Source organism: Bradyrhizobium sp. WBOS08, assembly GCF_024585125.1.
Lineage (GTDB): Bacteria > Pseudomonadota > Alphaproteobacteria > Rhizobiales > Xanthobacteraceae > Bradyrhizobium > Bradyrhizobium japonicum_B.
This window is the reverse complement of record NZ_CP028988.1, coordinates 2,492,442-2,504,149: the sequence shown is the minus strand read 5'-3', so window position 1 is coordinate 2,504,149 and position 11,708 is coordinate 2,492,442. Positions and strand designations below refer to the sequence as shown.

Genomic DNA, 11,708 nt, shown 5'->3' with positions numbered 1-11,708 from the left:
TCGGCATTTTGCGGTGCAGTATACGCGATCTTGCGTATGCGCCCGCTGCCCCAATCCGCGCCATCCTCACCGCACCAATCGCGTGGTCTCGAACAAAAAGTGGGGTGCTCATGTCGGACGAAGGAAACAAGGGCCTGTTATCGCCGTTTCGGCGCAAATTATTGATGGGAATGGCCGCCGTGCCGGCCATGACGATGCTGCCGCGGGGATCATTCGCCCAGGCGCCGGCGACCTCGGCGGTCAACACCACGGGTCTTGCCGTCACCGACACCGAGGTGACGGTCGGCATCCTGCACTCGGCGACCGGCACCATGGCCATCTCCGAGACCGGCTCGATCCAGGCCGAAAAGCTCGCCATCGAGCAGATCAACGCGGCGGGCGGCGTGCTCGGCCGCAAGATCAAGTTCATCCAGGAGGACGGTGCGTCGGACTGGCCGACCTTCGCCGAGAAGGCGAAGAAGCTCCTGGTCAACGACAAGGTTGCGGCGATCATGGGTTGCTGGACCTCGGCCTCCCGCAAGGCCGTGCTGCCGGTCGTCGAACAATATAACGGCATGCTCTACTACCCGACGTTCTACGAAGGCCTCGAGCAGTCCAAGAACGTGATCTACACCGGCCAGGAAGCGACGCAGCAGATTCTGGCGGGCCTCAACTGGATCGCCAAGGAGAAGGGCGCCAAGTCCTTCTTCTTCATCGGCTCGGACTACATCTGGCCGCGCACCTCGAACAAGATCGCGCGCAAGCACGTCGAGAACGTGCTGAAGGGCAAGGTCGTCGGCGAGGAATATTACGCGCTGGGCTCGACCCAGTTCAACTCGGTCATCAACAAGATCAAGCTGACCAAGCCGGACGTGATCTTCACCGACGTCGTCGGCGGCTCCAACGTCGCGTTCTACAAGCAGCTCAAGGCGGCCGGCATCGATCTCTCCAAGCAGGCGCTGCTGACGATCTCGGTGACCGAAGACGAGATCGACGGCATCGGCGGCGAGAACATCGCGGGCGCCTATGCCTGCATGAAGTACTTCCAGTCGCTCGACAATGCGAACAACAAGGCTTTCGTCTCGGCGTTCAAGAAGATGTGGGGCGAGAAGACCGTGATCGGGGACGTCACCCAGGCTGCCTATCTCGGCCCGTGGCTGTGGAAGTTGACGGTCGAGAAGGCCGGCTCCTTCGACGTCGACAAGATCGCGGCGGCCTCCCCGGGCGTCGAGTTCAAGGGCGCGCCGGAAGGCTATGTGCGCATCCACGAGAACCATCATTTGTGGTCGAAGACCCGGGTGGGGCGCGCCAAGCTCGATGGCCAGTTCGAGCTGATCTACGAGACCGCCGATCTCGTCGAGCCGGATCCGTTCCCGAAGGGCTATCAATAAGCGACGACATCCGTCGCGCTTCTCCCACAGGCCAAGCCGCTCCCTGGCGTGGATCGCAAGTCCATGCCGCAAGACCCCGCGTCGCGACTCTGCATCGCGACGCGGGACCCTTATCCCCGACGGAGGACATCGATGTTCGGCGACTATTCGCTTGGTGATCTCGGCTCCATCTTCGTCATGCAGGGCTTTGCCGGGCTGATCCTGTTCTCGGTCTACGTCCTGATGGCGCTCGGGCTTGCCATCATCTTCGGCCAGATGGGCGTCATCAACATGGCCCATGGCGAGTTCATGATCCTCGGGGCCTACGTCACCTGGATGACCTCGAATTTCTTTCAGGCCTATTTGCCGGGCCTGTTCAGCGGCTACTTCTTCCTCGCCATGATCCTCGCCTTCTTCGCCTCCGGCGCGCTGGGGATGGTGGTGGAGTGGGTGCTGATACGGCACCTCTACAAGCGTCCGCTGGATACGCTGCTCGCCACCTGGGGCCTCAGCTTGATGCTGCAGCAGGCCTATCGCTCCGTGTTCGGCGCCCGCGAGGTCGGCGTCGAGCTGCCGCAATGGATGCTCGGTTCGCTCCAGGTCACCGACAGCATCGAGGTGCCGATCAACGGCATCTTCGTGATGTGCCTCACCGTGCTGATCACTGTCTCGGTCGCCTACGTGCTCTACATGTCGCGCTGGGGCCGCCAGGTCCGTGCCGTGGTGCAGAACCGCATCATGGCCGGCGCCGTCGGCATCAACACCGAGAAGGTCGACCGCTACACCTTCGGCCTCGGCTGCGGCATCGCCGGAATCGCCGGCAGTGCCTTCACCATGATCGGCTCGACCGGGCCGACGTCGGGGCAGCTCTACATCGTCGATACGTTCCTGGTCGTCGTGTTCGGCGGCGCCGCCAGCCTGCTCGGCACCATCGCCTCCGCCTTCTCGATCTCGCAGACGCAATCGACGCTCGAATTCTTCATGTCGGGCTCGATGGCCAAGGTGCTCACGCTGCTCGCGGTCGTCGGCATCCTGATGCTGCGGCCCCAGGGCCTCTTCGCCCTCAAAGTCCGCAAATAACAAGAAGCAGGCAAGTCATGATCATCAACTCACGCTTCTTCAACCGATCCGAACTGATGGGCTTCATCGCGCTGGCCGCCGTGCTGTTCGTGATCCTGCCGCTGACGCTGGATGTATTCCGCCTCAATCTGGTCGCGAAATACCTCACCTACGCCTTTGTCGCGCTCGGCCTCGTGCTGTGCTGGGGCTATGGCGGCATCCTGAGCCTGGGGCAGGGCGTGTTCTTCGGCCTCGGCGGCTATTGCATGGCGATGTTCCTCAAGCTCGAGGCCTCGAGCGTCGAGAACACCAAGATCCAGTCGACGCCCGGCATCCCCGATTTCATGGACTGGAATCAGATCACGTCACTGCCGCTGTTCTGGCAGCCGTTCCACAGCCTCACCTTCACCATCCTCGCCATCATCCTGGTGCCCGGCCTGTTCGCCCTGATCATCGGCACTGCGATGTTCAAGCGTCGTGTCGGCGGCACCTATTTCGCCATCATCACCCAGGCCGTCGCCGCCATCCTCACCATCCTGATCGTCGGGCAACAGGGCTATACCGGCGGCATCAACGGCATGACCGACCTGCGCACGCTCAAGGGCTGGGACATCCGGCCCGACCACGCCAAGGTCATCCTGTACTTCGTCGAAGTGGTGCTGCTGTTCGCCTGCATCGGCATCGCGCAGTTCATCCGCCTGACCAAGCTCGGCCGCATCCTGGTCGCCATGCGCGAGCAGGAGGACCGCGTCCGCTTCTCCGGCTACAGCGTCGCCAACTTCAAGATCTTCGCCTTCTGCATGGCGGCGGTCTTCGCCGCGATCGGCGGCGCCATGTTCGCGCTCAATGTCGGTTTCATGTCGCCGTCCTTCGTCGGCATCGTGCCGTCGATCGAGATGGTGATCTACACCGCGGTCGGCGGGCGGATGTCGATTTTCGGCGCGATCTGGGGCGCCATCCTGGTGAATTTTGCCAAGACCAGCCTGTCGGAATCCTTTCCGCAACTCTGGCTGTTCGGTCTCGGCGCGCTGTTCATCGCGGTCGTGCTCGCCTTCCCGAACGGCCTGTCCGGACTCTGGGCCGACTACGTGCAGCCGCGCATCGATCGGCTGTTCGGTTCGCGCAAGGCAAAGCCGGGCTGGAGCGACAATTCGGTCGCCGACGGCGCGCCGGCAGAGTGAGGGGATCAATCATGCTCGTTGGACACCAGCCCAAGGACTTCCTGCTCGCCGTCTCCGGACTGACCGTCTCGTTCGACGGGTTCAAGGCGGTCAACGATCTCTCCTTCTATGTCGAGGAGAACGAGATCCGGGTCATCATCGGTCCCAACGGCGCCGGCAAGACCACGGTGCTCGACCTGATCTGCGGCAAGACCAAGGCGACCTCGGGCTCGATCCAGTTTCGTGGCAAGGAGCTCACGAAAATGAAGGAGAACGAGATCGTGCAGACCGGCGTCGGGCGCAAATTCCAGACGCCGTCGGTGTTCGAGGACCTCACCGTGTTCGAGAACCTCGAGATCTCGTTCCCGCGCGGCCGCACCGTGTTCGGCTCGCTGACCTTCCAGCGCGATCAGCTGGTGAAGGACCGGGTCGAGGAGGTCGCGGAGATGATTTTCCTCAAGGACAAGCTCAACACCTACGCCGACGAGCTCAGCCACGGCCAGAAGCAGTGGCTCGAGATCGGCATGCTGCTGATCCAGGACCCTGACCTCCTGATGCTCGATGAGCCCGTCGCCGGCATGAGCGTGTCCGAGCGCGCCAAGACCGCCGAATTGCTCAACCGCATCATCAAGAACCGCTCGGTGCTGGTGATCGAGCACGACATGAAGTTCGTCGAAGACATCGCGCACAAGGTCACCGTGCTGCACCAGGGCCAGATCCTCTCGGAAGGGACGATGGAGAAGGTGAAGAACGACCCCAAGGTCGTCGAAGTGTACCTGGGGCATTGAGATGACGATGTCGATCGATCCGAGCGCGGCGACGGCGGTCCACCTCTCCCATAGGGAGAGGTCGAATTGCGCAGCAATTCGGGTGAGGGGTTTCGCTTTCTCATCAGGCCTGCGCCCCCTCACCCGGCGCTACGCGCCGACCTCTCCCCGGTGGGGAGAGGTGAAGCAACAGCGAGCCTAGGAGCAATCGATGCTGGCAATTTCCGATCTCCACGTCGCCTATGGCCAGAGCGAGGTGCTGCACGGGCTCAACGTCAAGGTCGCGCCCAACGAGATCGTGGCGATCATGGGCCGCAACGGCATGGGCAAGACCACGCTGATGAAGTCGCTGATGGGCATTTTGCCCGCCAAAAGCGGCTCGGTGACCATGGACGGCGCCGAGCTCGGCAACCTCAAGAGCTTTGAGCGCGTTGCCAAGGGCCTCGCCTATGTGCCGCAGGGCCGCATGATCTTCTCGACCATGACGGTGAAGGAGAACATCGAGACCGGGCTCGTCGTCTCCGGCGGCTCCGAGGTGCCCGGCGACATCTATGAATTGTTCCCGGTGCTGCTGGAGATGAAGGGCCGCCGCGGCGGCAATCTCTCCGGCGGGCAACAACAACAATTGGCGATCGCGCGTGCGCTCGCGACCAAGCCGAAGGTTCTGCTGCTGGACGAGCCGACCGAAGGCATCCAGCCCTCGATCATCAAGGAGATGGCGCGCACCCTGAAGCGCATCCGCGACGAGAAGGGACTCTCGATCGTCGTGTCCGAGCAGGTCCTGAGCTTCGCACTCGACATCGCCGACCGCGTGCTGGTGATCGAGAACGGCGAGATCGTGCGCGACGATCCGCGCGATGCCGTCGATGCCGCACAGGTCTCGAAATATCTGTCCGTCTAACCAACCGTGCAAAAGGGGAGCCTCTCGATGCCAGAGACACTGATCAAGGTCGATCTCACCAAGTCGGCCTATGACAACGACATGGTGCACAACCGCTGGCACCCCGACATCCCGATCGTGGCCTGGGTCAATCCAGGCGACGATTTCATCATCGAGACCTATGACTGGACCGGCGGTTTCATCAAGAACAACGATTCCGCCGACGACGTGCGCGACATCGACCTGTCGATCGTGCACTTCCTGTCCGGACCGATCGGCGTCAAGGGCGCCGAGCCCGGCGACCTCCTCGTCGTCGATCTGCTCGACGTCGGTCCGCTTAAGGAAAGCCTGTGGGGCTTCAACGGCTTTTTCTCCAAGCAGAACGGCGGCGGCTTCCTCACCGACCATTTCCCGCTGGCGCAGAAGTCGATCTGGGACATCAAGGGCCTCTACACCTCGTCGCGCCACGTGCCCGGCGTGAACTTCGCAGGCCTCATCCATCCCGGCCTGATCGGCTGCCTGCCCGATCCAAAGATGCTGGAGACCTGGAACAAGCGCGAGGCCGAGCTGATCTCGACCAACCCGACCCGTGTTCCCGGCCTTGCCAATCCGCCGTTCGCGCCGACCGCCCATGGCGGCCGCGCCAAGGGTGACGTCAAGGCCAAGATCGGTGCGGAGGGCGCGCGCACGGTGCCGCCGCGCGAGCATGGCGGCAATTGCGACATCAAGGATCTCTCGCGCGGCTCGAAGATCTACTTCCCGGTCTATGTGCCGGGCGCAGGTCTCTCCATGGGCGATCTGCACTTCAGCCAGGGCGACGGCGAGATCACCTTCTGCGGCGCCATCGAGATGGCCGGCTGGCTGCACCTGAAGGTGGAAGTGATCAAGGACGGCATGTCGAAGTACGGCATCAAGAACCCGATCTTCAAGCCGTCGCCGATCACGCCGAACTACAAGGACTATCTGATCTTCGAAGGCATCTCGGTCGACGAAGCCGGCAAGCAGCATTATCTCGACGTCCACATCGCTTATCGCCAGGCCTGCCTCAACGCCATCGAATACCTCAAGAAGTTCGGCTATTCCGGCGCCCAGGCCTATTCGATCCTCGGCACCGCGCCGTGCCAGGGCCATATCTCCGGCGTGGTCGACGTGCCCAACGCCTGCGCCACGCTGTGGCTGCCGACGGAGATCTTCGACTTCGACGTGATGCCGTCGGCGGCAGGGCCCATCAAGCACATCACCGGCGACATCCAGATGCCGATCTCGCCGGACAAGTGACGCTTGCGCTCCCTCTCCCCGCTCTTACGGGGAGAGGGTTGGGGTGAGGGGCTGTCTCCACACGCGCGGCGGCAGCGAGTTGTGTGAACAGGCAACAGCGTAGGTGATGCGATGCCGGTCTACGAATATCTCTGTGACGATTGCGGTCCCTTCAAGGACCTGCGCCCGATGGCCGAATGCGACGATCCGCAGAGCTGCCCGCACTGCGAGACCATGGCGCCCCGCGTCATCCTGACCGCCCCGAATTTCTTCTGCATGCCGGCCGACAAGCGCAAGGCGCATGCCGTCAACGAGCGCAGTTCGCACGCGCCGCAGACGCTGGCGCAATACAAGGCCTCGCACGGGCCCGGCTGCGGTTGCTGCTCGTCGGGCAAGACGGTGAAGGACAAGGGCTCGTCGGACAAGAAGAAACCGGCGCGGCTGATGACCAAGTCCAGAAGCGGCGCCAAGGGCTTTCCGACGGCGCGCCCCTGGATGATCAGCCACTAACGCGACACGCCAGCATCAAGCAGACAAGGTACAGGAGCGCTCAACATGCTTCACGGTGACATCTCCAGCAGCAACGACACGGTCGGCGTCACGGTCGTCAATTACAAGATGCCCCGCCTGCACACCAAGGCCGAGGTGCTCGAGAACGCCCGCAAGATCGCCGATATGATCGTCGGCATGAAGCTCGGCCTGCCCGGCATGGACCTCGTGATCTTCCCGGAATATTCCACGCAAGGCATCATGTACGATTCCAAGGAGATGTACGAGACGGCATCCATGGTACCCGGCGAGGAGACCGCGATCTTCGCCGAGGCCTGTCGTAAGGCCAAGGTCTGGGGCGTGTTCTCGCTGACCGGCGAGCGCCACGAGGAGCATCCGCACAAGGCGCCCTACAACACTTTGATCCTGATGAACGACAAGGGCGAGATCGTGCAGAAGTACCGCAAGATCATGCCCTGGGTGCCGATCGAGGGCTGGTATCCCGGCAATTGCACCTATGTGTCCGAGGGGCCGAAAGGGCTCAAGGTCAGCCTGATCATCTGCGACGACGGCAATTATCCGGAGATCTGGCGCGACTGCGCCATGAAGGGTGCCGAACTGATCGTGCGCTGCCAGGGCTACATGTATCCGGCCAAGGAGCAGCAGGTCATGATCTCCAAGGCGATGGCCTGGGCCAACAACGTCTATGTCGCCGTCGCCAATGCCGCCGGCTTCGACGGCGTCTATTCCTATTTCGGCCACTCCGCCATCATCGGCTTCGACGGTCGCACCCTCGGCGAATGCGGCGAGGAGGATTACGGCATCCAATATGCCCAGCTGTCGAAACACCTGATCCGCGATGCGCGCCGCAACGGCCAGTCGCAGAACCATCTCTACAAGCTGGTCCACCGCGGCTACACCGGCATGATCAATTCCGGCGACAGCCCGCGCGGCGTCGCGGCGTGCCCCTATGATTTCTACAAGAACTGGATCAGGGATCCCGAAGGCACGCGGGACATGGTCGAGGCGATGACCCGCGCGACGCCGGGCACTGACGAATGTCCGATCGACGGCATTCCGAACGGCGCGGCGGCCAGCAACTACTGAGCTGTTGACGGATTCCGCGTCGGTGATCTTGGAGTGTGAGTCCCTCGAACGTCGCTAAGCGGGGACTGCCACCCTCCCCCTCCAGGGCAGCGCAATCGCGTATAAGGAAACGCGGCGGGAAACTCGTCTGCAGCCATCCTTCGAGACGCCCGCCTTCGGCGGGCCCTCAGGATGAGGACCATTTGCGCGGCAACAGCTTCGGCGAGCGCGGTGCCACTTAGCCTCATCCTGAGGAGACCGCGAAGCGGTCGTCTCGAAGGACGAGGCGCTTGCTCAGGCACTTCCGAAAACTCATATGCGATAGCCCTGCCCTCCAGGGCAGGGTAAGAAAGAGGAATTACCGCTTCTGCTCCGTGGGCCTGCGCGGGGGCCGCGGCGGCGCCGGCGTCCCGCTCATCTTGTTGGCGGCTTCGCTGACATCGAGCAGCGAGCGACGGATGTCCTCGAGATAACCCGCCGACTTCTTCTTCATGGTGTCGGCAAGCTCGTGCAGTCCCTTGATTTTCTCGAACAGCTCGTCGGCCTTGCCGTCGACGAAGCCGGGCACCACGCCCTCGATCTTCGTGACCGCCTTGTCGAAGCCCGCGAAGGCGCTGTCGACCTTGGCCATGACGGAATCGATCTCGGTGCCCTTGCTCCTGAGATCGGCGGTATAATTTTCGAACGTGCTCAGGCCCTCCTTGATTGCGGGGGCATTGCTGACGATCGCGCGGTCGACGCTGTGCAGGGTTTCGACGATGGTTTCGGCGTCGCTGAGATCGGCGGTCAGGACGGGGACGCCGTCCGAGTCCAGCGGCACCGGTGGCGCGGAGGGCGCGCCACCGATCAGTGAGATCGCAGCGACGCCGGTCAGGCCCTGGAACTCGATGCCCGCCACAGTGTCCTTGCGGATCGGTGCGGTGTTGTCGAGCATCACCAGCGCCACGATCCGGCGCGGACTCTCCAGCTTGATCGAGCGGATCTGGCCGGCTGGCACGCCGTCGAAATTGACCGGCCCGCCGCGGCGCAGGCCGCTGGCGGAGCCGCCTTCGAACACCACACGCAGCTGGCTGCGGCTCTGGATGGTGCGCCATTTCTGCACGCCGAGCACGCCGCCGAGCGCTACGGCGATCACCGCCAGCGTCGCCGTTCCGATCACCAGATTGCTCGCACGTGCCATACGGGGAGGTTTTACGGCCAAAGCAGGGAAGTTGGAAGGAGGCTATGATGGTACGTAGGGCGGGTTAGCGAAGCGTAACCCGCCATGTTCGCCTCATTAGCCCTGCCATTTGGCGGATTGCGCTGGCGCTAATCCGCCCTACAGCCTCAATGCCCGGCCGCGCGCCTTGCCGCGGCATTGTTCAGCACGATCAAGGCATCGACGGCTACGCCCGTCCTGGTGTTGATCAGGAACGGGTTGACGTCGATCGAGGCGATCCGGTCGCCGGCATCCGCAATCAAATTGGACAGGCCGACCAGCGCCTTCACCACCGAGGCTTCGTGCAGGGCCGGTTTGCCGCGATAGCCCCGCATCTTGATGCCGGCCTTGGTACGGCCGATCAGGAGCCGCGCCTCGGCCTCGTCCAAAGGCGCGCCGGCGAGCGCAACGTCCTTCATCAGTTCGATGTCGATGCCACCGGTGCCGAACAGCACCACAGGCCCCATCTCGGCATCGAGGGAGGCGCCGACCACGAGCTCGAGCTCGGCCTTGACCTGCTGCGCGATCAGGACACCATCGAGCCTCGGCTTGCCTTTCAACTTGCTCACCCGGGCCGTGATATCGGCGAACGCCTTCTTCACCTCGGCCGCGCTGTTCAGGTTCAACACCACGCCGCCGATGTCGGACTTGTGCAGGATCTCAGCGCTGACGACCTTGGCCACGACCGGAAAGCCGATCTGCTTGGCGATCTCTGCGGCTTCCGTCGCCGTCTGTGCGATCGCCTCCTTCGAGACCGGTATGCCATACGCCTTCAGGAGCTTCTTCGAGGCGATCTCGTCGAGCGCCGCACCGCTTGCCGATTTCAGCGCCTTCTCCAGCACGGCGCGGGCGGCGGGCTTCGAGCTCGAGACGATGTCGGGCACCTCCTTGCGCAGCTTGGCGTAGGCGAGCAGCGACTTGATCGCGGTCACCGCCCGGTCCATGCCCTGCATCACCGCGAGATGCGGCAGCGACTTGCGCAGGGATTTGGTGAATTCGGTGAAGCCGATCGACATCGCGCTGATATAGATCACGGGCTTGCCGCCCTTGCTCGCCATCTCGTTGACGATGCGCAAATTGCGCTCGCGCAGCTCGTGCGGCGCCTTCGGCAGCTCGGCATCGATGATGACGATGTCGATATCGGGATCGTCGATCATCAGCTTGATCGACTTCATATAGACGGAGGGATCGACGACCGCGGCAAAGCCGGCATCGAGCGGATTGCCGACGATCGAGCCCGGCCCGAGCATCTTCGCCAGCTCCGAGCTGACATGCGGGCTCAGCGGCGCGAACTTCAGGCCTTCTGCGTCGAAGGCGTCGATCAGCATGCCGCGCTTGCCGCCCGAGAGCGTGACGGCGGCGAGCCGGTCGCCTTTGGGCACGGCCGCGTGGACGAAGCATTCGGTGGTCTCGATCAGCTCGTCGAGCCCGCCGACCCGGATCACGCCTTCGCGCGTTGCAACGGCGTCGAACGTCTCGATCGAGCCCGCGAGTGCGCCGGTGTGCGCCATTGCGGCGGCGCGGCCGCCTTCGGAGGCGCCGAGCTTGAGCGCGATGACGGGCTTGCTCGCGGCGCGCGCCGCCTTGCAAGCATCGCGGAACGCCCTGGTGTTGCGCACGCCTTCGAGGTAGACGACGATCACCTTGACGCTCGGATCCTCTGCGAAATAGCGCATCAGGTCGGGCGTCTCGAGCCCGGCCTCGTTGCCTGTCGTCACCATGTAGCCGACCCCGACGCCGCGATCCTCCAGCGCCTGGCGGATCGCCATGACGATCGCGCCCGATTGGCCGGCGATCGCCACCGTGCCCTGTTCCATGGTCACGACACGGTCGTCGATGTTGGTGAAGAGCTTTTCGCCGGCACTCAGATTGCCGAGGCAGTTCGGGCCCGTGACCGCAAGCCCCGTCTCGCGCACGGCCGCCTGCAATTCGGCGGCGAGCTTCTGGCTTTCCTCATCCTGCAGCTCGCTGAAGCCGGAGGTGACGATCGTGGCCGAGCGCGCGCCGGCCGCCGCGGCGTCGCGGATCACCTGGACCGCAAAACGCGCCGGCACCAGCACCAGAACGTGATCGGGCTTCTCCGGGAGGCTCGCAAAGTCCTTGTAGCAGGGAACGCCCCAGATGGTGTCGCGCTTGGCGTTGACAGGATAGAGACCGCCCTCGTAGCCGTACTTGACCAGATTGTTCCAGATGCGCTCGGCATAATTGCCAGGCTTGTCGGTCGCGCCCACCAGCACGATGTTGCGCGGGTGCAGCATCGCGTGGATGCCCTTGACGATGTCGCTGGCATCGGACGGCGGAGACCATGGATGGAACGCGGACGCAGCGGACACCTGGGCTTCCATGCCGTGACCTCACCTGTTGTTCTTCTTGGTCGAGTGCCACTCCGTTCTATGGCGAGTCCGTTGGACTGGCAACCACGGGGGTATGCCGCGTGGTGGAATGAGCGATGCTGCCGCGTGT

The 11,708-nt window shown here is 63.4% G+C and carries 10 protein-coding genes; 8 read left to right on the top strand and 2 right to left on the bottom strand.

Annotated features, from left to right (window positions below; genetic code table 11):
• Positions 1-110: 110 nt before the first annotated feature.
• The 8 genes from urtA to DCM80_RS11920 all read left to right on the top strand — a co-directional run bounded on the left by urtA (position 111) and on the right by DCM80_RS11920 (position 8,068).
• Positions 111-1,370, top strand: coding sequence for an urea ABC transporter substrate-binding protein (gene urtA, locus DCM80_RS11955; RefSeq protein ID WP_257197144.1), 1,260 nt, complete (start codon positions 111-113; stop codon positions 1,368-1,370).
• A gap of 132 nt (positions 1,371-1,502) precedes the next feature.
• Entirely contained in the window at positions 1,503-2,429 is a 927-nt protein-coding gene (gene urtB / locus DCM80_RS11950) for an urea ABC transporter permease subunit UrtB (protein ID WP_257197143.1), read from the top strand.
• Positions 2,430-2,446: 17 nt separating this feature from the next.
• A complete protein-coding gene (gene urtC / locus DCM80_RS11945; RefSeq protein WP_257197141.1) occupies positions 2,447-3,589 on the top strand; it encodes an urea ABC transporter permease subunit UrtC in 1,143 nt (380 codons plus the stop codon).
• An 11-nt stretch (positions 3,590-3,600) separates the two neighbouring features.
• The gene (gene urtD / locus DCM80_RS11940; protein WP_028133833.1) at positions 3,601-4,356 is read left to right on the top strand and encodes an urea ABC transporter ATP-binding protein UrtD; all 756 of its coding nucleotides are present in this window, start codon (positions 3,601-3,603) and stop codon (positions 4,354-4,356) included.
• A gap of 190 nt (positions 4,357-4,546) precedes the next feature.
• Positions 4,547-5,236 carry an urea ABC transporter ATP-binding subunit UrtE gene (urtE, locus tag DCM80_RS11935; RefSeq protein ID WP_257197140.1) on the top strand — a complete coding sequence of 230 codons (690 nt, stop codon included), beginning with the start codon at positions 4,547-4,549 and terminating at the stop codon, positions 5,234-5,236.
• Between the two features lie 27 nt (positions 5,237-5,263).
• Positions 5,264-6,493, top strand: coding sequence for a formamidase (gene fmdA, locus DCM80_RS11930; RefSeq protein WP_257197139.1), 1,230 nt, complete (start codon positions 5,264-5,266; stop codon positions 6,491-6,493).
• Between the two features lie 111 nt (positions 6,494-6,604).
• Positions 6,605-6,982: a zinc ribbon domain-containing protein gene (locus DCM80_RS11925; RefSeq protein WP_257197137.1), complete on the top strand. Its 378-nt coding sequence runs from the start codon at positions 6,605-6,607 to the stop codon at positions 6,980-6,982.
• Between the two features lie 45 nt (positions 6,983-7,027).
• Positions 7,028-8,068: an aliphatic amidase gene (locus DCM80_RS11920; RefSeq protein WP_257197136.1), complete on the top strand. Its 1,041-nt coding sequence runs from the start codon at positions 7,028-7,030 to the stop codon at positions 8,066-8,068.
• 337 nt (positions 8,069-8,405) lie between these two features.
• On the opposite strand, the gene DCM80_RS11915 is transcribed toward DCM80_RS11920, so the two are convergent.
• The gene (locus DCM80_RS11915; protein ID WP_257197135.1) at positions 8,406-9,227 is read right to left on the bottom strand and encodes an MlaD family protein; all 822 of its coding nucleotides are present in this window, start codon (positions 9,225-9,227) and stop codon (positions 8,406-8,408) included.
• 146 nt (positions 9,228-9,373) lie between these two features.
• Complete coding sequence (locus DCM80_RS11910; RefSeq protein WP_257197133.1) at positions 9,374-11,590, bottom strand: acetate--CoA ligase family protein; 2,217 nt, start codon at positions 11,588-11,590, stop codon at positions 9,374-9,376.
• Positions 11,591-11,708: the final 118 nt, after the last annotated feature.

Bases quoted from the DNA above. Each gene is read 5' to 3' on its own strand.
- urtA (WP_257197144.1), top strand. From the start codon at position 111: ATGTCGGACGAAGGAAACAAGGGCCTGTTATCGCCGTTTCGGCGCAAA.
- urtD (WP_028133833.1), top strand. From the start codon at position 3,601: ATGCTCGTTGGACACCAGCCCAAGGACTTCCTGCTCGCCGTCTCCGGA.
- DCM80_RS11915 (WP_257197135.1), bottom strand. From the start codon at position 9,227: ATGGCACGTGCGAGCAATCTGGTGATCGGAACGGCGACGCTGGCGGTG.
- fmdA (WP_257197139.1), top strand. From the start codon at position 5,264: ATGCCAGAGACACTGATCAAGGTCGATCTCACCAAGTCGGCCTATGAC.
- urtC (WP_257197141.1), top strand. From the start codon at position 2,447: ATGATCATCAACTCACGCTTCTTCAACCGATCCGAACTGATGGGCTTC.
- urtB (WP_257197143.1), top strand. From the start codon at position 1,503: ATGTTCGGCGACTATTCGCTTGGTGATCTCGGCTCCATCTTCGTCATG.
- DCM80_RS11920 (WP_257197136.1), top strand. From the start codon at position 7,028: ATGCTTCACGGTGACATCTCCAGCAGCAACGACACGGTCGGCGTCACG.
- DCM80_RS11910 (WP_257197133.1), bottom strand. From the start codon at position 11,590: ATGGAAGCCCAGGTGTCCGCTGCGTCCGCGTTCCATCCATGGTCTCCG.
- urtE (WP_257197140.1), top strand. From the start codon at position 4,547: ATGCTGGCAATTTCCGATCTCCACGTCGCCTATGGCCAGAGCGAGGTG.
- DCM80_RS11925 (WP_257197137.1), top strand. From the start codon at position 6,605: ATGCCGGTCTACGAATATCTCTGTGACGATTGCGGTCCCTTCAAGGAC.